The 23,133-nt window shown below is 70.1% G+C and carries 17 protein-coding genes; 3 read left to right on the top strand and 14 right to left on the bottom strand.

Annotated features, from left to right (window positions below):
* Positions 1-34: 34 nt before the first annotated feature.
* Positions 35-1,396: a homoserine dehydrogenase gene (locus AC07O4_RS14060; protein ID WP_495304851.1), complete on the bottom strand. Its 1,362-nt coding sequence runs from the start codon at positions 1,394-1,396 to the stop codon at positions 35-37.
* Between the two features lie 319 nt (positions 1,397-1,715).
* Between AC07O4_RS14060 and AC07O4_RS14055 the strand changes: the two genes are divergently transcribed.
* From AC07O4_RS14055 to AC07O4_RS14045, 3 genes are read left to right on the top strand one after another with little or no spacing between them, the layout of a single operon-like run.
* A complete protein-coding gene (locus AC07O4_RS14055; RefSeq protein ID WP_447743951.1) occupies positions 1,716-4,409 on the top strand; it encodes a bifunctional acetate--CoA ligase family protein/GNAT family N-acetyltransferase in 2,694 nt (897 codons plus the stop codon).
* A gap of 60 nt (positions 4,410-4,469) precedes the next feature.
* Entirely contained in the window at positions 4,470-5,483 is a 1,014-nt protein-coding gene (locus tag AC07O4_RS14050; protein ID WP_495304850.1) for an Lnb N-terminal periplasmic domain-containing protein, read from the top strand.
* Entirely contained in the window at positions 5,480-7,378 is a 1,899-nt protein-coding gene (locus AC07O4_RS14045; protein ID WP_495304849.1) for an esterase/lipase family protein, read from the top strand. The genes AC07O4_RS14050 and AC07O4_RS14045 overlap by 4 nt, the downstream gene beginning before the upstream one ends.
* Positions 7,379-7,385: 7 nt before the next feature.
* Here the strand turns inward: AC07O4_RS14045 and AC07O4_RS14040 are convergent, their stop codons facing one another.
* The 13 genes from AC07O4_RS14040 to AC07O4_RS13980 form a co-directional block, all read right to left on the bottom strand.
* Positions 7,386-9,152 (bottom strand): dipeptide ABC transporter ATP-binding protein, encoded by a 1,767-nt coding sequence (locus AC07O4_RS14040; protein ID WP_495304848.1) that lies wholly within the window; start codon positions 9,150-9,152, stop codon positions 7,386-7,388.
* A complete protein-coding gene (locus AC07O4_RS14035; RefSeq protein ID WP_495304847.1) occupies positions 9,149-10,090 on the bottom strand; it encodes an ABC transporter permease in 942 nt (313 codons plus the stop codon). Before AC07O4_RS14035 ends, AC07O4_RS14040 begins: the two co-directional genes overlap by 4 nt.
* A 22-nt stretch (positions 10,091-10,112) precedes the next feature.
* Positions 10,113-11,078, bottom strand: coding sequence for an ABC transporter permease (locus tag AC07O4_RS14030; RefSeq protein WP_495304846.1), 966 nt, complete (start codon positions 11,076-11,078; stop codon positions 10,113-10,115).
* A gap of 7 nt (positions 11,079-11,085) precedes the next feature.
* Positions 11,086-12,675, bottom strand: coding sequence for an ABC transporter substrate-binding protein (locus AC07O4_RS14025; RefSeq protein ID WP_495304845.1), 1,590 nt, complete (start codon positions 12,673-12,675; stop codon positions 11,086-11,088).
* 164 nt (positions 12,676-12,839) lie between these two features.
* Entirely contained in the window at positions 12,840-14,051 is a 1,212-nt protein-coding gene (locus AC07O4_RS14020; RefSeq protein WP_495304844.1) for a YeeE/YedE thiosulfate transporter family protein, read from the bottom strand.
* Between the two features lie 131 nt (positions 14,052-14,182).
* A complete protein-coding gene (locus AC07O4_RS14015; protein WP_495304843.1) occupies positions 14,183-15,133 on the bottom strand; it encodes a sulfurtransferase in 951 nt (316 codons plus the stop codon).
* Positions 15,134-15,252: 119 nt separating this feature from the next.
* On the bottom strand, positions 15,253-16,296 hold the full coding sequence (locus tag AC07O4_RS14010) for an LLM class flavin-dependent oxidoreductase (RefSeq protein ID WP_144004393.1): 1,044 nt from the start codon (positions 16,294-16,296) through the stop codon (positions 15,253-15,255).
* A gap of 19 nt (positions 16,297-16,315) precedes the next feature.
* Entirely contained in the window at positions 16,316-17,242 is a 927-nt protein-coding gene (locus AC07O4_RS14005; RefSeq protein WP_495304842.1) for an ABC transporter substrate-binding protein, read from the bottom strand.
* A gap of 12 nt (positions 17,243-17,254) precedes the next feature.
* Entirely contained in the window at positions 17,255-18,178 is a 924-nt protein-coding gene (locus AC07O4_RS14000) for an ABC transporter substrate-binding protein (RefSeq protein WP_492735405.1), read from the bottom strand.
* Positions 18,179-18,214: 36 nt separating this feature from the next.
* Complete coding sequence (locus AC07O4_RS13995; RefSeq protein ID WP_495304841.1) at positions 18,215-20,032, bottom strand: amino acid ABC transporter permease/ATP-binding protein; 1,818 nt, start codon at positions 20,030-20,032, stop codon at positions 18,215-18,217.
* On the bottom strand, positions 20,029-20,565 hold the full coding sequence (locus AC07O4_RS13990) for a GNAT family N-acetyltransferase (RefSeq protein ID WP_495304840.1): 537 nt from the start codon (positions 20,563-20,565) through the stop codon (positions 20,029-20,031). Before AC07O4_RS13990 ends, AC07O4_RS13995 begins: the two co-directional genes overlap by 4 nt.
* On the bottom strand, positions 20,562-21,782 hold the full coding sequence (locus tag AC07O4_RS13985) for a M20 aminoacylase family protein (RefSeq protein WP_495304839.1): 1,221 nt from the start codon (positions 21,780-21,782) through the stop codon (positions 20,562-20,564). The genes AC07O4_RS13990 and AC07O4_RS13985 overlap by 4 nt, the downstream gene beginning before the upstream one ends.
* Positions 21,782-23,122 (bottom strand): LLM class flavin-dependent oxidoreductase, encoded by a 1,341-nt coding sequence (locus AC07O4_RS13980; protein WP_370877919.1) that lies wholly within the window; start codon positions 23,120-23,122, stop codon positions 21,782-21,784. Before AC07O4_RS13980 ends, AC07O4_RS13985 begins: the two co-directional genes overlap by 1 nt.
* Positions 23,123-23,133 lie beyond the last annotated feature (11 nt).

The raw sequence follows: 23,133 nt of genomic DNA, 5'->3' as shown, positions 1-23,133 counted from the left end.
GATTGAAAATCCTCGGGAGTTCGGTGACAGGCCTTCAGTCGTCGAGGGTTTCCACGTGCAGTGCGATCACCGGACCGAGCACCACTGGGCTCGTCTGCAACGCGTGCAAGGCGAGATCGACCGCGCCTTGCAACGCCGATTCGGTGATCACCAGCACCTGCGGCGCCGCATCCGCCGGCCCGTTCGCCAGCACCAGTTGCCGCACCGGCAGCCGCTGCGCGGCCAGCAGCTCGGCCACGGCCGCGATGTCGGTCGCCGCCTGCACCGGCACGCGCAGGTAGTGCGCGCTGCGCACGGCCGCGCGCGGCAGCACCGGCAGTTCGCGCACCGCATGCGCATGAAAGCCCGTGTGCGGCACGCGCTGGCCGGCGTGGGTGCCGTCCAGGCGCGCCACGTCGACGAGGTCGGCGATCACGGCCGAGGCGGTCTGTTCCGAGCCGGCGCCCGCGCCGTAGTACATCGTGACGCCCGCCGCGTCGCCCTTGACCATGATGCCGTTCATCGAGCCGTTCACCTGCGCGAGCAGGTGCGTGGCGGGCACCAGCGCGGGCTGCACGCGCAGTTCCACACCCTCTTCACGTCGGCGCGCCACGCCCAGCAGCTTGACGCGAAAGCCCAGCTGCTCGGCGCAGGCCACGTCCACGCGCTGCAGCGCGGTGATGCCCTCGACCTGCGCATCGGCAAAGCGCACCGGCATGCCGAAGGCATTGGCGGCCAGCAGCGCGGTCTTGTGGGCGGCGTCGACGCCCTCGATGTCGAAGGCCGGGTCGGCCTCGGCATAGCCCAGCGCCTGGGCCTGCGCGAGCGCGTCGCCGAAGTCCAGGCCCTCGTCGCGCATCTTGCTCAGGATGAAGTTGGTGGTGCCGTTGACGATGCCCGCCACCCATTCGATGCGGTTGGCCGTGAGGCCTTCGCGCAAGGCTTTAACGATGGGGATGCTCACCGCCACCGCGCCCTCGTACATCACGGCCACGCCGTGCGCGCTGGCGGCGGCGAAGATCTCAGGGCCGTGCACGGCCAGCAGCGCCTTGTTGGCCGTGACCACGTGCTTGCCGTGCGCAATGGCCGCCAGCACCCAGTCGCGCGCCGGGCCGGTGCCGCCGGCCACCTCGACCACCACGTCGACGTCGGGATCGGTGGCCACCTGCATCGGGTCGGCCGTGAGCGCCACGCCCTCGCCCACGATGCCCTGGGCGCGCGCGAGGTTGCGCGCCGCCACCACCGTCACCTCGATGCCGCGCCCGGCGCGGGCGGCGATGAGGTCCTGGTTGCGGGCCAGCACGCGGAAGGTGCCCGCACCCACGGTGCCGATGCCGATCATGCCGACGCGCAGGGGGCGAATGGCCGCAGGATGGCTGGGCTGGGGCAGGAAGGACGAGACGGGATCGCGGTACATGGGCTTCTCCAAACAACGAACGAACAGGACAAAAACAAAAAAACCCAGCTGCCAGCTGGGTTTCGTTCATTCGGGAGAAGAGACACCAGGTGGCTGCCGGAGCGGCCACCCTGCGCGTGCTCAGGGGGCCGCGGCGGTCATGGTGGTAATCATTCGTGCATTCACTGCGTCGCTCGTTCGCACGCAGGCGGCGAACGGCATCGTGCGGCCGACAACGGCGGCGCTGGATGCTGCAACAGGGGAAAGTGAAAGGCACGACATGAGCCGGCGAGTGTACACGCGGTGCTTGCGGCACGCCCCGATCCGGGCAAACTAGGGCATGGACAAGCATTTCCTGACCCCCCTGTTCGCCCCGGCGTCGATCGTGGCCTTCGTCGGCCAGCCCAGCGATCCGGGAGGCCAGACCGCCCTGGGCCGCACGCTGCGCGAAGCCTTCCGGGCCGACCGTTTCGACGGCACGCTGCGCTTTCTGGACGTGCGCACCCAGGGCACGCTCGAAGAGCTGGCGCAGACGCATGCCGACCTGGCGCTGATCGCGCTGGCGCCGCACGACGTGGCGGCCGCCCTCGAGATCGCGGGCCGCATCGGCTGCAAGGCCGCGGTGGTCATCTCCACCGGCATCGCCGCCGAGCAGGCCGCGCAGTGGCGCAAGATCGCGCGCCGCGAAGGCGTGCACCTGCTGGGCCCGAATTCGCTGGGCTTCCAGCGCCCGCCGCTGCACCTGAACGCCAGCGTGGCCGGCCCGCTCGCGCGCACCGGGCCGCTGGCGCTGGTGTCGCAGTCGGGTGCGCTCACGGCCTCGATGCTCGACTGGGCGCGGCAGAACGGCGTGGGCTTTTCCAGCGTGGTCTCGCTCGGGCCGCACACCTCGGTCGACATTCCGCAGGTGCTCGACTTCCTGGCCAACGATTCGAGCACGCACAGCATCATCGTGTACCTCGAGGGCATTGCCGATGCGCGCCGCTTCATGAGCGCGCTGCGTTCGGCCTCGCACGCCAAGCCGGTGGTGGTGCTCAAGGCGGGCCGCAAGCCGGCCGGCAACGAGGCCGCGCAGACGCACAGCGCCGCCATCGTGGGCAGCGACGATGTGTTCGACGCCGCCTTGCGCCGCGCGGGCGCGGTGCGGGTGCGCTCCTTCGTCGAGCTGTTCTCGGCCGCCAAGTGCCTGGCCTCGCGCTACCGGCCGGTGGGCAAGCGGCTGGCGGTGGTCACCAACGGCGGCGGCCCCGGCGTGCTCGCGGCCGACTGGATCAACGAGATCGGGCTCGACCTGGGCCGCCTCTCGGCCCCCGCACAGCGCTCGCTGCAGCCCTCGCTGCCGGCGTTGGCTTCGCTCACCGACCTCATCGACCTGTCGGAAGACGCCACGCCCGCGCACTTTCGCGCCGCCATCGACACCGCCTCGGCCGACAGCCAGATCGACGGCGTGCTCGCCATCTTCTCGCCCAAGGCCGGCGTCGACGCCGCCGCCACGGCGCGCGCGCTGGCCGACATTCCGCGCCCCATGCCCAAGCCGCTCCTGTCGTGCTGGATGGGCGATGCCTCGGTGGGCAATGCGCGGGCCGTGCTGGCCGAGGCCACCATCCCGAGCTTTCGCACGCCCGAGGCGGCCGTGGGCGCCTTCGGCAACATCGCGGCCTTCTACCAGAACCAGCAGCTGCTGCAGCAGACGCCGCCCCCGCTGTCGGCGCTGGCCAAGCCCGACATCGACGGTGCGCGCCTGCTCATCGAGAGCGTGCTGGCCGAGCGGCGCAAGGTGCTGACCGAGATGGAATCGAAGTCGCTGCTGTCGTGCTTTCACATCCCGATCACGCGCACCCTGCTCGCGCGCAGCGCCAACGAGGCCATGATGATCGCCACGCAGCTGGGCTTTCCGGTGGCGCTGAAGATCGACTCGCCCGACATCTCGCACAAGTCCGACGTCGAGGGCGTGGCGCTGAACGTGATGAACGGCACCAGCGCGCGCGACACCTACCTGGAGATGATGGAGCGCGTGGCGCGCCTGGCGCCCGATGCCCGCATCAACGGCGTGACCGTGCAGAAGATGGTGCGCGCGCGGCGCGGGCGCGAAATCTACGTGGGCCTGGTCACCGACCAGCCCTTCGGCCCGGTGATCGTCTTCGGCGCGGGCGGCACCATGATCGAGCTCATGAACGACCGCGCGATGGAGCTGCCGCCGCTGAACCAGTTTCTGGCGCGCCACCTCATCGAGCGCTCGCGCGTGGCCGAGACGCTGGGCGAGTGGCGCGGCGCCAGCCCCGTGAACATGGAGGCCATCGAGGACGTGCTGCTGCGCGTGTCCGAAATGGTGTGCGAGCTGCCCGAGCTGCGCGAGATGGACATCAACCCCATCATCGTGGACGAGCACGGCGCGGTGTCGGTCGACGCGCGCATCGTGGTCGACAGCAGCACGCAGGCCGTGGCGGGCCCGGTGGGCAACGGCTACCAGCACCTGGCCATCATGCCGTACCCCGCGCGCTACCGGCGCGAATGGCCGCTGCCCGGTGGCGGCGCGTACGTCGTGCGGCCGGTGCACCCGAACGACGCGCAGATGCTGCAGGCGCTGGTGCAGGGCCTGTCGCCCGAAAGCCGCTGGTTCCGCTTCGTTTCGCGCTTCCACGAGCTGCCGCCGTCGATGCTGTCGCGCTTCACGCTCATCGACTACGACCGCGAGATGGCGCTGGTCGCCACCGTGATGGAACGCAGCACCGCGCCCGACGGCAGCATCCTCGAGAGCGAGCGCATCGTGGGCGTGTCGCGCTACATCACCAACCCCGACCAGACCAGCTGCGAGTTCTCGCTCGTGGTGGCCGACGAGTTCAGCGGCAAGGGCATCGGCTCGCGCCTCATGGAAAGCATCATCGACGTGGCGCGCGACCGCGGCCTCTCGGAAATGGACGGGCTGGTGCTGGCCGGCAACCCCGACATGCTCAAGCTGGTGCGGCGGCTGGGCTTCTCGGTGAAGTCCTTCCCCGAGGACCCGGACTTCAAGCTGGTGACCTACCCGCTGTAGCCCGACGGCGGCGGCTGCAACTCGACGAGAATCGGCCGCCCTCCACCCGCGCGTTTCTTCATGTTCCGAATCCTTTTGCGTTCCCTCGGCCGCCTGCTGGTGAGCCTTGCCGTGTTGCTGTCGGCCGCCTGGGCCTGCGCGGCCCTCTGGTATCAGCTGCCCGCGACGCTGCCGGTCAAGGTCGGCGCGATGGTGCTGTGGGGCCTCTTCGGCCTGGCGGCGATCGTGCTGCTGTGGCGCGGCAAGGCCGGCCGCTCGCTGCTGGCCTACGCCATCGGCTTCGTCGTGCTGCTCGAGTGGTGGGGCACCATCGCGCCCTCGCAGCATCGCGAATGGGCCGACGACGTGGCGCGCCACCTGAAGCCGCGCGTCGAGGGCAGCGTGGTCACGATGGAGAACGTGCGCAACTTCGACTGGCGCAGCGACACCGACTACACCGTGCGCTGGGACACGCGCCGCTACGACCTGGACCGCCTGCGCTCGGTCGACGTGTCGCTGTCGTACTGGACCGGCCCGGCCATCGCCCACACGCTGGTGTCCTTCGGCTTCGACGACGGCCAGTACGTCACTTTTTCCATCGAGATCCGCAAGGAGCGCGGCGAGAGCTTCTCGTCCGTGGGCGGCTTCTTCAAGCAGTTCGAGAACAGCCTCGTGGCCGCCGACGAGCACGACATCCTGCGCGTGCGCACCAACGTGCGCGGCGAAGACGTCTACATGTACCGTGTGCAGCTGCCGCAGGCCGAGATGCGTTCGCTGTTCCTCGGCTACGTCGGCGAGGCCAACGCGCTGGCGCGCGCACCGAGCTTCTACAACACGCTCACCGCCAACTGCACGACCATCGTCTACAGCCTCGCCAGGCACGTCGTGCCCGGCCTGCCGATGGACTACCGCCTGCTGGCCTCGGGCTACCTGCCCGAGTACCTGCACGACGTAGGCGGCCTGACGCCGGGGCTGAGCATGGAGGCGCTGCGCGCTGGCGGCCGCATCACCGACCGGGCGATCGCCGCCGACCAGCAGCCCGGCGTGAACTTCTCGCAGGCCATCCGCAGCGGCCTGCCGGGCGTGGCGCCATGAGGCGCATCGGTTTCCCCGCCCTGCTGCTGGCGCTGTCGCTGCTCACCGGCTGCGCCGGCGTCACAGTCGGCACCATCTCGCCGGCCGACTACCTGGCGCAGCGGCGCGGCGACGTGCTCACCACCGGCCAGCTCAGCAGTTCCGCACAAGAGGTGCTGCGCGTCATCGGCTCCGACGCCGACCAGTGCCGCAAGGACGGCCGCGCCTGCCGCCAGAACCTCGCCACCTCCGCCGGCCTGAGCGACGAGCAACGCATGTCGGCGCTGTCCGAGGTGTGGCTGCAGCTCGCGCTGGCGGGCGGCGACGGCGGCTCGGCCGCGCAGCCCATGGCGCCCGAAGCCATCGAGGCCTGGCTGGAAACCGCGCGCCACGCCTACGCCTACCTCTTCCACACAGCGCGCAAGCCGCGCGACCGCGCCTTCGAAGACCGGCAGACGCAGGTGCGCGACTACTACAACTACGCGGTGCAGCGCGCCATCACCGGCCTGTTCAGCCGCTACCGCAAGAGCGACATGTCGGTGGCCGCCATTCCGCAAGTGAGCGGCTGGCGCATCGATGCAGACCTGTCGGCGCTGCAGCTCGCGCCCGACGCGCCCCCGCCCAAAGAGCTGATTCCCGCCGCCTCGCTGACCTTCTCGGGCCTGCGCAACATCTATCGCCGCGACGGCTTCGGCGCCGAGCTGGTCGCCGCGGGCGACGACCGTCCGACCGCGGCCCAGGCCGACGAAGACGCCCCGCCCTTCAGCGAAACGCCCTTCCCCGCCCTCACCGCGCTGCTGCAGTTCGACGGCGCCACCCTGCAGGACGTGCTGGCCACGCGCACGCTGCGCATCGCCGTGTTCGACCCCTACCGCACCAGCACGATCAAGCTGGCCGGCGAAGAGATTCCGCTGGCCGCCAACTTCACCTCGGGCTACGGCCTGTGGCTGGCCCGCTCCGACTTCGCGCTGCAGGCGCTGCGCAGCCTGTTCGGCGGCGCCGAGGGCCTGACCCGGCCGCACATCTACCTGATGCAGCCCTACGACCCGAAGCGCCGCACCATCGTCATGCTGCACGGCCTGGCCAGCAGCCCCGAGGCCTGGATCAACGTGGCGAACGAAGTACTCGGCGACGAGACGCTGCGCCGCCGCTACCAGATCTGGCAGGTGTACTACCCCACGAATGCGCCGCTGCCGCTGAACAACCTGGCCATCCGCGAAGCCATCACGCAGACCCTGGCGCACTTCGATCCGCAAGGCCGCGCCGAGGCCTCGCGCAACGTCACGCTCATCGGCCACAGCATGGGCGGCGTGCTCTCGCGCCTGCTGGTGTCGTCGTCGGGCGACGTGCTGTGGGACGCGCTGCGCGAGGGCTACCCCATGCCGGCCGCGCAGCGCCGCCGCATCGAGGAAGGGCTGGGGCCCTACCTGCGCTTCGAGCCGCTGCCCCAAGTCAGCGACGCCATCTTCATCGCGTCGCCGCACCGCGGCACCTCGTTCGCCAACAAGCGCATCTCGCGCTGGGTGGCCAACCTCATCACGCTGCCGGTGGCCATGCTGGGCCAGCTCAACGACATCTCGCGCGAGCTGATGCGCGTGGCGCCCAGTTCGCAGGACATGGGCCCGCTGCGCATTCCCAACAGCATCGACAACCTCAGCGACCGCGATGCCTTCGTGCGCCTGTCGTCCGGGTTGCCGCTGAGCCCGAAGGTGCGCTACCACTCGATCATCGGCAACGACACGCCCGGCCTGCCGCTGGCCGAGTCGAGCGACGGCATCGTGCCCTACACCAGCGCGCACCTCGACGGCGCGGTGTCGGAGCTGGTGATTCCGTCGGCGCACAGCGTGCAGGAGCACCCGCTCGCGATCCTGGAGATCCGGCGTATCCTGCGCGAACAGCTGCAGCGCGTGCCCTGAGGGCACTTCATGCCGTGGTGAGCACGGCCGCGGCCGGTGCGTGCCGCATGTCCGGCACCGCTGCCATCAGCGCCTGGGTGTAGGCGTGCTTCGGCGCATCGAGCACCTCGCCCGCGCTCCCCTGCTCCACCAGCCGCCCGCGCTGCATCACGCCCACGTCGTCGCACGTGTGGCGGATCACCGCGAGGTTGTGGCTGATCAGCAGGTAGGTCAGGCCGAACTCGTCCTGCAGGTCGCGCATGAGGTTCAGCACCTGGGCCTGCACCGAGACGTCGAGCGACGAGGTCGGTTCGTCGCAGACGATGAACTCGGGCTGGCTGGCCAGCGCTCGCGCGATGGCGATGCGCTGGCGCTGGCCGCCCGAGAACTGGTGCGGATAGCGCCGACCGTCGTCCGGCGACATGCGCACGCGGCGCAGCGCCTGGGCGACGCGCTCGGCGGTTTCGTCGGCACTGGCGGCCAGGCCCAGCACCTCGACCGGCTCGGCGATGAGCCGATCCACGCGCCAGCGCGGGTTGAGGCTGGCATGCGGGTCCTGGAAGATCATCTGGAAGCGCCGGCGCAGCGCGGCCGTCTGCGCGGCGTCGCCCCAGCGGTCGATGCCGTCGAAATGCACCGTGCCGGCCGTGGGCCGCGTGAGGCCCGCGATCATGCGCGCCACGGTCGACTTGCCCGAGCCCGATTCGCCGACCAGCCCGAAGGTGCGGCCGCGCGCGATGTCGAAGCTCACGCCGTCGACCGCGTGCAGCACTTTCTTCGGCTGGCGCGCGAGCGTGCGCACGAGCCAGCCGGCCGAGAGATCGAATTCACGCGACAGGCCCTGCACGCGGATCAGCGGCGCGCTGTCGGCCGGTGCTGGCGGCACCACGGTCTCGGCCTGCGCGGGCGGCAACGCGGCGGCCACGGAAATGTCTGCGCCGATCTCCGGCACCGGCAGCCGATGCAGCCTGTCGTGCATCGAAGGAATGGCGGCCATCAGTGCGCGCGTGTACGGCTCGCGCGGGTGGTCGAGCACCTGGCGCACCGGGCCGGTCTCCAGCACGCGGCCCTGGTACATCACCATCACGCGGTCGGCCGCCTCGGCGATCACGCCCATGTCGTGCGTGATCAGCATCGCGGCCGTGCCGCGCTCGCGGCAGACGCGCCGGAACACCCGGATCACCTGCGCCTGCACCGACACGTCGAGCGCGGTGGTGGGCTCGTCGGCAATCAGCAGCTGCGGCTCGGCGCACAGTGCGAGCGCAATCGCCACGCGCTGGCGCATGCCGCCCGAGAACTGGTGCGGGTACTGGTCGATGCGGCTTTCGGGGTCGGGAATCTCCACGTCGGCCAGCAGCGCCAGCGCGCGCCGGCGCGCCTCGGGCTCGCTCACGGGCAGGTGCGTGCGGATGGTTTCGATGAGGTGCCGGCCGATCGGGTAGACCGGGTTCAGGCTGGTCAGCGGGTCCTGGAACACGCTGCCGATGCGGCGCCCGCGCACGCGGCGCATGTCTTCGCCGCGCAGCGTGTCGATGCGCTCGCCGTGCAGCTCGACCGTGCCGCCCGCGATGCGCCCCGGCGGCGGCACCAGGCCGATGACGGCCGCGCCGACCATCGACTTGCTCGCGCCCGACTCGCCGACCACGCCCAGGATTTCGCCCGGCGCGATCTCGAAGGAGACGCCGCCCAGCACCTGCACCGTGCCCCGGTGCGTGTCGAAGGCCACGTCCAGCCCGCGCACGCGCAGCACGGGCGTTTCGCCGCGGGGCGATGGCGATGGGTCGCGCGCGCTCATTGCAGCCTCGGGTTCAGGGCGTCCCGCAGCCAGTCGCCCGCCAGGTTGACCGACAGCGCCAACGCCAGCAGCACCAGCGCGGGAAACAGCAGGATCCACCACTCGCCCGAGAACAGGAAACCCTGCCCGATGCGAATCAGCGTACCGAGCGACGGCTGCGTGGGCGGCAGCCCCACGCCCAGGTACGACAGCGTCGACTCCGCCACGATGGCCAGCGCGAAGCTGATAGTGGCAATCACCAGCACCGGCGCCAGCAGGTTCGGCAGGATGTGCCGCACCAGGATGCCGGTGCGCGAACGGCCGATGATCTGCGCGGCGGCCACGTAGTCCTTGTGCTTCTCGAGCATCACGGCGCCGCGCACCGTGCGCGCGTACTGCACCCACTCCGACAGCCCGATGGCCGCCACGATCACGTACACCGCCATGTCGTCGCGGTAGCCCTCCGGCAGCAGGCCGCGCGCGATGCCGAAGATCAGGAGCGCCATCAGCAGCACCGGAAAGGTCAGCTGCACATCGGCCACGCGCATCACCAGCGTGTCGAACCAACCGCCCGCATAGCCGGCCGCCAGCCCGAGCGGCACGCCGATGGCCAACGACAACCCGACCGCGCTCACGCCCACCAGCAGCGACATGCGCAGCCCGTAGAGGATGGCCGAGAACACGTCGCGCCCCTGGTCGTCGGCGCCCAGCGGGTAGAACGCGCCCGAAGCGCCCTGCTGCCCCGGCGGCGTGAAGGCGTCGATCAGGTCGAGCACGGCTGGGTCGAAGGGGTCTTGCCGCGCGATCCACGGCGCGAACAGCGAGGCCAGCGCGACCAGCAACAGCACGAAGGCCGCCAGTTGCACGGTACGCGAGCGTGCAAACGCGCGCAGCACGGGCGACTCGGCGTTGCGCCAGCGGCGCGGCGCGGGGGCGCCGGTCGGAGGAGGAAGCGTCATTCGGAAAAAAAGCAGGAAGGAGTCAGGCGCGTCGCAGGCGTGGATCGACCAGCACGTACAGCAGGTCGACGATGAAATTGATCGCCACGTACAGCAGCGCGATCAGCAGCAGGTAGGCCGCCACCACCGGCACGTCCACCCCCTGGATCGACGTGATGAACAGCAGCCCCACGCCCGGCCACTGGAACACCGTCTCGGTGACGATGGCAAAGGCCACCAGCGAGCCGATCTGCAGCCCGGTGATGGTGATGACCGGGATCAGCGTGTTGCGCAGCGCATGGCCGTAGTTCAGGTCGCGCTCGCGCAGCCCGCGCGCGCGGCCGAAGCGGATGTAGTCGGCGCGCAGCACCTCCAGCATCTCGGCGCGCACCAGCCGCATGATCAGCGTCAGCTTGTACAGGCCCAGCGTCAGCGCGGGCATCAGCAGCGATGCCCAGCCCGAGGCCGTGAGCAGCCCGGTGCTCCAGCCGCCCAGCTGCACCGTGTCGCCGCGCCCGAACGACGGCAGCCAGCGCAGCTCGACCGCGAACAGGTAGATGAGCCCGATGCCGATCAGGAAGGTGGGCAGCGACACGCCGACCAGCGACACCGCCATGACCGCGCGGCTGGCCACGCTGTCGCGCCGGATCGCCGTGTACACGCCCAGCGCGACGCCGCCCGCCACCGCCAGCACGGCCGCCACCAGCGCCAGCTCCAGCGTGGCTGGCAGCCGCTCGGCGATGAGTTCGACCACCGGCCGCTTCAACCGGTACGACACACCCAGGTCGCCCTGCAGGGCATGGCCCACGTAGCGCAGGTACTGCACCGGCACCGGGCGGTCGAAGCCCAGCTCGGCCGTCAGCGCGGCGCGCTCTTCGATCGTGGCGTCTTCGCCGAGCAGGCTGATGGTCGGATCGCCGATGTGGCGGAACACCAGGAAGGACACGAACGACACCGCCAGCAGCACCAGCACGGACTGGCCGAGCCGGTGCAAGAGATGAGCCCACATGGTGTGCTCAGGGCTTCGCCACCTTCACGTTCTTGAAGAACACACTGCCGTCGGGGCTCACGGGAATGTCCAGCTTCGGGGTCGAGGCAAAGTTGAGCACCTGGTCGTGCAGCGCGATGTAGATGCGCTCCTTCTGCACCGTCTGCCAGATGGCTTTGATGGTGGCGTCGCGTTTCGCCTTGTCGCTCTCGGCGGCCAGCGACGCGATCTGCGCGTCGACCTCGGCGTTGCTGTAGCCGGTGGCGTTGGTCGGACCGCGGCCGTCCTTGCCGCGCGTGTGCACCAGGTAGTCGAAGATGTAGGCCGAGTCGTAGGTCGGCACGCCCCAGCCGAAGAGGTAGAAGTCGGTGTCGGCCGAGTTGATGGCGGTGCTGTGCAGCGCGATCGGGCGCGCCGCCACCGTGGTCTTGATGCCGATGCGCCCGAGGAAGCCCGACACCGCCGTGCTGATGGCCTCGTCGTTCACGTAGCGGTCGTTCGGCGTGTGCAGCGTGATCGCAAAGCCGTTCGGGTAGCCGGCCTCGGCCAGCAGTTTCTTGGCCTGCACCGCATTGGCCTTCGGGTAGGCCGCGAAGCCCTTCTCGTAGCCGTGCACGAACGGCGGCGCGATGATGCCCGAGGGGTTCGACAGCCCGCGCATCACCGCCGCCTTGATCGCGTCGCGGTCGATCGCCAGGCCGATGGCCTCGCGCACCTTCGGGTCGGCCAGCGGGTTCTTGCCCTTCACGTCGGCGTACTTGAGTTCCTTCGCGCCCACGTTCAGGCCCAGGAAGATCGAACGGTTCTCGGGCCCTTCGGTCACGCGCAGGCGTTTGTCGGCCTTGAGCCGGCCCACGTCCTGCGCCGGCAGGTCCTGCACGAAATCGACCTCGCCCGACAGCAGCGCGGCCACGCGCGTGGCGGGCGACTTGATCGGCACGTAGACCAGCTCGGTCACGTCCAGCGGAAACTGGCCGCGGCCCCAGTACTGCGGGAACTGCTTGAGCACCGTGCGCGCATCGACCTCGCGCGAGGCCAGCACGTAGGGGCCGGTGCCGTTCTCGTTGCGGGTGGCGAAGTTCTCGGTCTTGCTGGCCACGTCCTGCGACTGCTCGGCCTTGTTCGCCCTGGCCCAGGCTTCGTTCAGGATGAAGAGGTTCGTGAGGTTGTTCGGGAAGATCAGGTTCGGGCCCTTGGTGCGCACATGCACCGTGAGTGGGTCGACCTTCTTCACCTCCGCCACCGACGACAGCAGCGACTTGAGCGCCGAGCTCGGCGCCTGCGCGCGCTGCAGCGAGAACACCACGTCGTCGGCCGTGAGCAGCGCGCCGTCATGGAACTTGACGCCGGGGCGCAGCTTGAACTCCCACACCGTCGGGTCGGCCGTGAGCTTCCACGAGGTGGCGAGCGCGGGCTGCAACTTGCTGTCGGCGCCGCGCAGGATCAACGGCTCGTAGATCTGGTGCAGCAACCCGAAGTTGGTGCCGGTGTTGACCGCGTGCGGGTCGAGCGTGGCGGGGTCGGCGCTGCGCGCCCAGCGCACGGTTTCGGCGGCGGCAACAGGCGCCTGCAGCAGGCCGGCGGCCAGCAGGGCCGCGGTCAGGAGTGGTCGGAGCATGGAATCCCTCGGGTGTTCTTTGGAAGAGAAGACAGGCGGACGGCCGCGCGGGGCGGCGTCGTCCTGTGCCTGTGCGTGAGGCACTGTGCCCTGCCCCGCGCCGTCTCGAAAGAAGGACTCCGCATATGGAAATGCGGAGCCTGCCGCGCTGCGATGAACGGCGATCACGCCCTTACGGCAAGACGCTTCAATCGCAGCCCGCCCCACACCGCCAGCAACACACTCGCGCCGAACACCCAGCCCGACAGCGCCCCAGCCATCGTGCCCGACAGCAGGTTGCCCACCGTGCAGCCCAGCCCGGTCATCGCGCCCCACCCCAGCAGCACGCCGCCGCCAAGGCCACGCACCACCTGCCCCACGGTCGGCCATGCGGGCCTGAACTGCCCGCTCGCAAGTGCCGCTGCCAGCGCACCCGCGACGAGGCCGCCGACCAGCAGCGCGTTGGGCGTCTGCCAGAGGCTTTCGACCACCGCCGTGACGCAGCCGCCGAAACCGTCGAGCCCGTCCAGGCGCTGCGGCAGCAAGCCGTGTGCGTTGCCGAAGTCGCGCGCGGCGCTGCCCAAAGCTGCGGTTACGCCGAGGGGACGCAGCCGCAGCACCACGATCACGGCGATCGCGCCTACCGCGAGCCCGCCCCACGCGTACGGCCAACGCCCGTGCAGCAGCCGGCGCGCGGCGTCGATGAAGCGGCGCGGCGTGGGCAAGGCAGCCTCACCCGCCGGCAGCTTTCGCCAGAGCCAGGCCGCGAGCGCGGCGAGCACCGCCAGCTGCAGCGCGGCCGAGCCCGCATAGCCCAGGTGATGCGGCAGCCACACCACGGGCGCGGTGGCGATGGTGGCGCTGTAGAGCCAGTTCCAGCTCGTGAATCCCAACAAGAACCCTGCGCCGGCACCGAGCAGTGCGAACGGCGCGGTCGGCGAGCCTTCGCCCAACCGGTACCAGTGCGCGCTGATGCACGAGCCCGATACCACCATGCCCGCGCCGAAGGCCAGCCCCGCGAGCACCAGGGCGCCGCTGACCGGCCCGATGTGCGCGTCGGGCGGCAATCGCCCCGGCTGCGGCACGGGCAGCCAGCCCGTCATGACGACGTGCATGCCCACGGTGCCGACCGCCAGCGCGGCCACGATGGCCAGCAGGCCGCGTGCGTCGCCGCCCTCGAAGTAGTCGCGCGCATGGCAGTAGAAGCAGAAGCGCGAGCGCTGCAACACCACGCCGAGCACCGCACCCAGCCCGAGCGCGAAGGCCAGCGCGCGGCCGCCGCTGCGCTCGCCGAGCAGGTGCACGCTGGCGGCGACCAGCAACAACACGACGACCGCAGCGGCCAGGCCCGTGCGAGAAAGCGGCATAGGCGCCGCATGGATTGACGAAGCGGACATGCCCCGGTTCCTCTTTCTTGGGTCCAAAAAAAAGCGAGCCCGAGGGCTCGCCCAATGTCGCTCATCAGAGAGGCCGCGAGGTCCCTCCAACGCCGACTCACCTCGAACTCATCTCACCTCAACTCATTCGTTCACTTGGACGCCCACACCGTGCCGGCCGGGTTGTTGACCGGCACGCCGACGGCGTTGCCGTACTCGGTCCACGAGCCGTCGTAGTTGCGCACGTTCTTGTAGCCCAGGATCTTGTGCAGCGCGAACCAGGTGTGGCTCGAGCGTTCGCCGATGCGGCAGTAGGTGATGGCCGGCTTGCTGCCGTCGATGCCGACGGCCGCGTAGATCGCCTTCAGCTCGGCGGCCGACTTGAAGGTGCCGTCTTCGTTCACCGCGCGACCCCAGGGCACGTTGGCCGCGCCGGGCACGTGGCCCGCGCGCACCGCCAGTTCGGCGGCGCCGGCCGGCGCGAAGATCTTGCCGCTGTACTCGTCGGCCGAGCGGATGTCGACCAGCTTCGCGTCGGAGCGGCCCTCGGCCACGGCCAGCACGTCGGCCAGCCGCGCGCGCAGTTGTGGGTTGGGCTGCGTCACCTTGAAACGCGTGGCGACGTGTTCGGGCGCGCGGTTGTCGAGCACGCGGTTCTCGGCCTCCCACTTCTTGCGCCCGCCGTCGAGCAGCTTCACGTTCTGCACGCCGTACTGGTCGAACACCCAGGCGCCCCAGGCAGCGAACCAGTTGTTGGTGTCGCCGTAGAGGATCACGGTGGTGTCCTTGTCGACACCGGCCGCCGACAGCAGCTTCTCGAATTCCGTCTGGCTCACGATGTCGCGGCGCACGCGGTCGTTGAGGTCGTTGTGCCACGAGAAATTCACCGCGCCTGGGATGTGGCCGCGCTCGTACAGGCCCGGGTTCACGCTGACCTCGATCACGCGCAGCTTCGGGTTGCGCAGGTTCTTCTCGAGCCAGTCGGTGGAGACCAGCGGGCCGCTGCCGTCGGCCGAGGCCTGCGCGAAGGCCGACGGTGCGGTGGCCAGGAAGGTCAGCGTGGCGAGGGACGCGGCGCGCCACCATCTGCTGAAGATCGACATGCGGGACTCCTTGTGTTGAATGGAAGACATCAGAAACAGATCAGAGCGAACTCTAGGCAGGCAGCACGCCATCACCAACGAAGCGTTTGCGATAAGCGCATGCGCAAAGCGTCTGAGGCTCAGGCGAGCGCGAGCGCTTCATGTGGCAGCTCGGCGCGCACGCGCCAGCCCAATTCGGGCGCGATGCGCACCGCCAGGTCGTCCAGGATCTGCTCGTAGGCCTCGCTGTCGAAGTTGTAGGGCAGCTCCACGCGCAGCTCGCTCACCAGCGGCAGCACCGGGTCGCGGTGCAGGCGCTCCAGGATCTCGTCGGCGCTGCCCACGAGGTCGCCCGCGAACAACGTGCGGCGCTCGCCCTGCGGCGACAGCGTGCGCTCGACACGGCCCGCGGCGAACGCACGGTAGCGGCGCCGCGTGGCGGCATCGGCACCGTCCAGCGGCACGATCACGCGGCCCAGCGCGATCCGTCCGCGCCGTGCGCCCGGCACTTCGCTGGCGCGGTAGCGTTCGACCAGCCCGGTCTGCGCCTCGAGGAAGTCGTCGGTGGTCTCGCCCGTGAGCACATTGCCCAGCAGCAGGTGAAAGCCGTTGCGCCCCGCCCATTCGGCCGAGCGCAGCGACCCGCCGCCGTACCAGAGCCGCCCGACCAGGCCGGGCGCATAGGGCTGCACGCGCGGACGCACGCGCCCGCCGGCCGATTCGACCACCGTGTCTTCGTCGCCCAGCAGCACGTCCTCGAGGTTGGCGCGCAGCCGCGCCACGCGCTTGTGCGTGAAGTCGACCGTGGCCGGCGGTGCGTCCTGGAAGCGCCCGCCCAGCAAGGCGCCGTGCGGCGGCGCGCCCGCGCTCAGGCCCACCTGCAGGCGGCCGCGCGAGAGCACGTCGACGGTGGCCAGGTCTTCGGCGAGCCGGAACGGGTTCTCGTAGCCCATCTGGATCACGGCCGCGCCGAGTTCGATGCGGCGCGTACGCTGCGTGGCGGCGGCCAGGAAGGTCGGCGCCGACGACACGGCGCGCTCCAGGTGGCGCTGGCGCACCCAGGCGCTGTCGAAACCGCGCCGCTCGCCGAATTCAAAGAGCCGCAGCGCAGCCTCGAGGCCCGCGTGCGGGTCGGCCTCGTCGTAGTTGCCGGGCGTGAGAAAACCGATGTGGTGGATGGTCATGGTCGTGGGAATCGCAGGGTCAGAACTTCGGCAACCCCGGCGGGTTGACCTCCGATTTCGGCAGCGCCTCTTCCGCGAGGCGCCAGCGCGCGAGCGCCTTGCCGTAGGTACCGTTGCGGATCAGGCCATTGGCCGCGGTGGTGAGCGCCACCGCCAGGCCGCTGCCCTTGCGCGTGGCCACGGCCACGTCCGACTTCAGCGGCCAGCCCGCGTTCACCGTGCCGGCCAGCCGCAGCTGCCCGTTCTTTGCGGCCTCGTAGGCCTGCGGCGCGTTGGGGTTGAAGTTGGCGTCGACGCGCTTCGTCGTCACCGCCAGCCAGCGCGTCACATCGTCGTCGTAGTACTGGATCGACACCGGCTTCAGGCCCGCGGCCACGTTCTGCCGGTCCCACTCGAGCAGGATGCGCTCCTGGTTGGTGCCCGCGCCGGTCGTGAGCTTCAGGCCCGCCACGTCCTTGGGCTCCTTGATCGACTGGATGGCGCTGTCGGTGCGCACGTAGAAGCCGTGCAGGCCGAGCCGGTAGGTCGAGAAGTCGAACTTCTCCTTGCGCTGCTCGGTCACGCCCACGTTGGAGATCACGGCGTCGTACTTGCCCGAGCTCAGGCCCAGCGGCCAGTCGGCCCAGGCGACGGGCCGCAGCTCCAGCTTCAAGCCCAGCGCCTCGGCGATGAGGTGGGCAAAGTCGGGGTCGAAGCCCACCACCGTCTTCGCGTCGGTGGCATAGGTGGAGATCGGCGGCGCGAACGGCGCGATGGCGATGGTCAGCACGCCCTCCTTCACGAACTTGAAGTTGGGCGGAATGGCGTTGACGGCCTCGGCGTCCTTGCCGGTGTGCAGGCGGCCCTTCTGCTCGGGGCTGAAGTCGAAGGCGTCGGCGGCGTGCGCCGGCGCGAACGCCATCAGCCCGAGGGCGGCCAGCGCCCCCAGCGTCTTCTTGAGCGACATGGTCCCCTCCCCTCAGTTCTTCGGCAGGCCGGGCGGGTTGGTGCGCGCCACCTCGATGGCCTCGGAGGCCAGGTTCCAGCGCGACAGCGCCTTGCCGTAGTTGCCGTTCCTGATCTGCGTGTTGAGCGCCAGCGTCACGGCCTCGGCAATGCCCGAGCCCTTGCGCGAGGTGACGGCGATCTCGGCATTGAGCGGCCAGCCGCCCGACACCAGGCCCGCGAGCCGGGTCTTGCCGTCGCGCGCCTCGTAGGCGGCGATGGCGTTGGGGCCCACGTAGGCGTCGGCACGGCCCGACTGGATGGCCAGGCGCTGCACCACATCGTCGTCGTAGTACTGGATCTCGATGGGCTTGAGGCCGGCGGCCAGGTTCTGCTTGTTCCAGCGCAGCAGGATCTGCTCCTGGTTGGTACTGGCGGTCACGATGAGCTTCAGGCCCGCGATGTCCTTCGGCTCCTTGATGGCGCCGAGCTTGCTGTCCGACTTCACGTAGATGCCCAGCTGGTCGTTGCGGTAGGTCGAGAAGTCGAACTTCTCCTTGCGCTCTTCGGTCACGGTCACGTTGGACACCACCACGTCGAACTTGCCCGACTGCAGGCCCAGCGGCCAGTCGGCCCAGGCGGTGGACACCAGCTCCAGCTTGCGCCCCAGGCTGTCGGCCACGAGCTGCGCGATGTCGGGCGCGTTGCCCACGGGCGTCTTGGTGTCGGTCGCGTAGGCCGCGAACGGCAGCCGGCCGGTGGTGGTGCCGACGACAAGCACGCCTTCCTTGAGGAACTTGAAGTCCTTCGCGAGCCGTACGGCCTCGTCGATCTTCTGCGCGCGCGGGCGGCCGGGCTGCTCGGGGCTCAGGTCGGGCGCCGGGGCGGTCTGGGCCGTGGCGGCGATCGGCAGCAAGGCCGCCAGGAGAACGGACAGGAGAAGGCGTCGATGGGTCATGAAAAGCGGTCGGTTGGAAAAGAGAAAGAGAAAATCTCAGAGCACCTTGGCCAGGAATTCGGCCGTGCGCGGATGCCTCGGCGCGTTGAACACCTGCTCGGGCGTGCCGGTTTCGAGGATGCGGCCCTGCTCCATGAAGACCACGGTGTCGGCCACCTCGCGGGCAAAGCCGATCTCGTGCGTCACGATGACCAGCGTGGTGCCGGAGCTCGCCAGCTCCTCGATCACCGCGAGCACCTCGCCCACCAGCTCGGGGTCGAGCGCCGAGGTGGGCTCGTCGAACAGCAGCACCTTGGGCTTGAGCGCCAGCGCCCGCGCGATCGCCACGCGTTGCTGCTGGCCGCCCGAGAGCTGGCGCGGGTAGGCGTCCTTGCGGTCGGCCAGGCCGACGCGGGCCAGCAGGTCGGTGGCCAGCGCCTCGGCTTCGGCGCGCGGCAGGCCGCGCACCGACTGCGGCGCCTCGACGATGTTCTCCAGCACCGTGAGGTGCGGGAACAGGTTGAAGTTCTGGAACACCATGCCCACGTCGACGCGGCGCGTGAGGATGTCCTTCTCGTGCAGCTCGTACAGCGTGTCGGCGTCGCGCCGGTAGCCGATGAGTTCGCCGTCGATGGCAATGAAGCCGTCGTCCACGCGCTCCAGGTGGTTGATGGTGCGCAGCAGCGTCGACTTGCCCGAGCCCGAGGGGCCGAGGATCACGGTGACGCTGCCGCGCGGCGCGGTGAAGGTCACGTCGTCGAGCACCTGCAGCGCACCGAAGCGCTTGGACACGCCGTGGATCGTCACCTCGCCGCCCGGGGCGCGCGAGCCGTTCCAGCGCGGCACCTGCGCGGGCGCCGGCGCCGGTGGCGACACGGGCACCACGGCCGGCGCCCTGCCCCGCGCCCACAGCCCGTGCACCACGCCGCCCAGCCACGAGCGCGGCGCATGGCGCAGCGCCCCGCGCGAGAAATGCCGCTCGATGTAGTGCTGCGCCACCGACAGCACCGTGAGGATCACGAGGTACCACACGGTCGCCACCATGAGCAGCGGAATCACTTCCAGGTTGCGCCGGTAGATGATCTGGATCGTGTAGAACAGCTCGGGCAGCGCCAGGATGTAGAGGTTCGAGGTGCCCTTGGCCAGCCCGATGATGTCGTTGAAGGCCGTCGGCAGGATGCTGCGCATGGCCTGCGGCAGCACGATGCGCGAAGCCTGGCGACGACGCGAAAGGCCCAGCGCAGCCGCTGCCTCGAGCTGGCCCTGGTCCACCGAAAGGATGCCTCCGCGCACGATCTCCGAGGCAAACGCCGCCTGGTTCAGCGTGAGGCCCAGCAGCGCCGCCACGAAGGGGCTGATGAGCTGCGTGGTCGGGTACGAGAAGAATGTCAGGTCGGTGAACGGCACGCCCAGCGACACGGTCTCGTACAGGTAGCCCAGGTTGTTGATGATCAAGAGCAGCACGATCACCGGCACCGAGCGAAAGAGCCAGGTGAACACCCAGGCCAGCCGCGCCAAGAGCGGCGAGCGCGACACCCGCGCCAGCGCCAGCCCCGTGCCGAAGAAGAAGCCCAGCACCGCGCCCAGCGCCGTGAGCAGCAGCGTGCGGCCCAGCCCGGCCAGCACCGGCTCCGAGAAGAACCACTGCGCGAACACCGGCCAGCCCCAGCGCGGGTTGGTGAGCACCGAATGCAGCACGAGGCCGATCACCGCCACCGCGAAGATGGTGCCGACGGTGCGCGCCGGGTAGGTCGCGGGCACGATGCGAAAGTGCGAGTAGTCGCCCTTGGCGGGCGGTGCCGCATCGCTGCGGCGCAGGGGTGCCGTGGGGGTACGAGGCTCCGGGCCGGCGTCGAGCACGGTGGTCGTGTTCATCGCGACACCGCTCCGCTCAGTGCCGCACCCACGCGGCCTTGCGTGGCCCATTGCGCCAGGTGCTTCTCGAACGGCAGCTTGCGCGGCGTCTCGGGGTCGGCGTCGTCGGTGAACAGCGCTGTGTAGCCATGGCTGCGGTACAGGCCCACGGCCTCGGGCTGGCGAAAGCCCGTCGTGAGGTAGATGCGCTCGTAGCCCTGGCGCAGCACCTGCGCCTCCAGCTCGGCCAGCACGCGGCTTGCGAGGCCCTGGCGGCGCAGCGCGCCGTGCGTCCACACGCGCTTGAGTTCGGCGGTGCGCTCGTCGTGGCGCATGAAGGCACCGCCGCCGATCGCCACGCCGTCGCGCAGCAGCAGCACGAAGTTGCCGTGCGGCGGCGCGAACACCTCGGGCAGGTAGCGGTCGATCTCGCGCGGGGCGCCGGGCTCGCGCAGCACGTCGCCGTAGCGGCTGTCGTACTCGAAGGTGAGCCCTTCGATCAACGGCCGGGCCAACGGGTCCAGCGGCGTGGTGTAGACAAACTGTTCGCTCATGGGGTGGTTTCCTGGGTGTCGCCGTCGGCGGAAAGAAAGCGCTCGGCCAGCCGGGCCCAGTACACGGCCGCGGGCGCGAGGATCGCGTCGTTGAAGTCGTAGCGCGGGCTGTGCAGCGAGGCGCTCTCGCCGTTGCCGAAGAACACGTAGCTGCCGGGGCGCGCCTGCAGCATGTAGGCGAAGTCTTCGCTGGCCGTGCGCGGGCGGAAGGCCGGGTCGACCCGCTGCGCGCCGAAGGTGTCCAGCGCCACGGCGCGTGCGAAGGCGGTTTCTTCGGCGTGGTTGACCACCGGCGGAAAGCCCGGCCGGTAGTCGACCTCGGCTTGCGCGCCGAAGCTCTCGGCCTGCGCCCGCGCCAGCGCGGGAATGCGCTGCGCCAACAGTGCGCGCACATCGGGCTTGAACGAACGCGCCGTGAGCTTGAGCTCGACCGTGTTCGGAATCACGTTGGAGGCTTCGCCGCCGTGGATGGAACCGACCGTGACCACGCCCATGTCCAGCGGATCGACATTGCGCGCCACCACGGTCTGCAATGCTGCGATCAGGTGCGCGCTCGCGACCACGGGGTCGACCGTCTCGTGCGGCTGCGCGCCGTGGCCGCCTTTGCCGCGCACCGTGATGTGCGCCTGGTCGATGGCCGCCATCGCGGGCCCGGTGACGCAGCCCACGTGCCCTGCCCCCACGCCGGGCCAGTTGTGCAGGCCGAAGACGGCGTCGCACGGGAAGCGCGTGAACAGGCCCTCGTCGATCATCTTCTTCGCACCCGCGCCCAGTTCTTCGGCGGGCTGGAAGATCAGGTGCAGCGTGCCGCGAAAGCTGCCCGTCTCGGCCAGGAAGCGCGCCGCCGCGAGCAGGATCGCCGTGTGGCCGTCGTGGCCGCAGGCATGCATCACGCCCGCGTTCTCGCTCGCATACGGCAGGCCCGTGGCCTCGTGGATCGGCAGCGCGTCCATGTCGGCGCGGATGCCGAGGCTGCGCCCCGGCCCGCGCCGCAGCGTGCCCACCACGCCGGTGCCGGCCAGGCCGGTCGTGACCTCGTAGCCCCAGGCCGCGAGCCGCTCGGCCACGAGGGCCGAGGTGCGGTGCTCCTTGAACGACAGCTCGGGGTGCTGGTGGATGTCGCGCCGCAGCGCGATGAATTCGTCGCCGTAGCCGGCAATGGTCGATTCGACGCGGTGGATATCCTTGAGGGCCGGTCGTGGCAGCGCGGCGCCCATCAGGCGGCCTTGCGCTCGGCGGTGGCGCCGCCCTGCGGTGCGGCATGGCGGCTCGCCTTGCGTGGCAGGCCCAGGTGGTCGCGCAGGGTCTGGCCGGGCAGCGTGCGCTGGTAGCGGCCGCGCGCCTCCAGCGCCGGAATCACGAATTCGATGAAGTCGTCCAGGCCCTGCCCCAGGACCGGGAAACCGAGGATGAAGCCGTCGGCCGCGCCCTCATCCACCCAGCGGATGATCTCGTCGGCGATGCGCTCGCCCGTGCCCACGAACTGCGTGCGCGGCGTGGCGACTTCGAGCGCCACCTCGCGCAGCGTCTGGCCCTTGGCCTTGGCGTTGGCCTTGATGCGGTCGGTGGTCGAGCGGAAGCTGTTGCGGCCGATCTCGCCCAGCTCGGGAAACGGCGCATCGAGCGGGTACTGGCTGAAGTCGTGGTGGTCGAAGAAGCGGCCCAGGTAGGCCAGCGCCTCCTCGACCGTCAGCAGCGCGCGGATGGCGAGGTACTTGGCCTCGGCCTCCGCCTCGGTGGCGGCGACCACGGGGCCGATGCCCGGGAAGATCTTCACGTCGCCGGCCTGCCGCCCCTGCGCCACGGCGCTGGCCTTCACCTGCTTGAGGAAGGCGCGCGTGTCTTCGAGCGAGGGCGAATGCGTGAACACCGCGTCGGCGTACTTGCCCGCGAGACCGATGCCCGCGTCCGACGAACCGGCCTGGAAGATCACGGGCTGGCCCTGCGGCGAGCGCTGGATGTTCAGCGGCCCGGCCACCTGGAAGAAGCGGCCCTTGTGGTCCAGCGTGTGCAGCTTGTCGCGGTCGAAGAAACGGCCGCTCTCGCGGTCGCGCACGAAGGCGTCGTCGTCCCAGCTGTCCCACAGGCCCTGCGTCACGGCCAGGTACTCGTCGGCGATCTCGTAGCGCAGCGCGTGCTCGGGGTGGGCGCGGCTGTAGTTCTTGGCACTGCCTTCCAGCGGCGTGGTCACCACGTTCCAGCCCGCGCGCCCACCGCTGATGAGGTCCAGCGAGGCGAACTGCCGCGCCACCGTGAACGGGTCGCTGTACGAGCTGGAGATGGTGCCCGCCAGGCCGATCTTCGTGGTGACGGCGGCCAGCGCCGACAGGATCGAGATCGGCTCGAAGCGGTTGAGGAAGTGCGGGATCGACTTCTCGTTGATGTAGAGCCCGTCGGCCACGAACGCGAAGGCGATGCCCGCGGCCTCGGCCTTCTGCGCGCTGCGGATGAAGAAGTCGAGGTTGACGCTGGCATCGGCCGGGCCGCCCGGGTGCTTCCAGGCATTCATGTGGCTGCCGGCCCCTTGCAGCATGACGCCGAACTGGATGTTGCTCATGACGATCGTTC

The organism is Variovorax sp. GW821-FHT09D04, from assembly GCF_059416405.1.
This window is presented reverse-complemented; position numbering and strand designations above follow the sequence as displayed.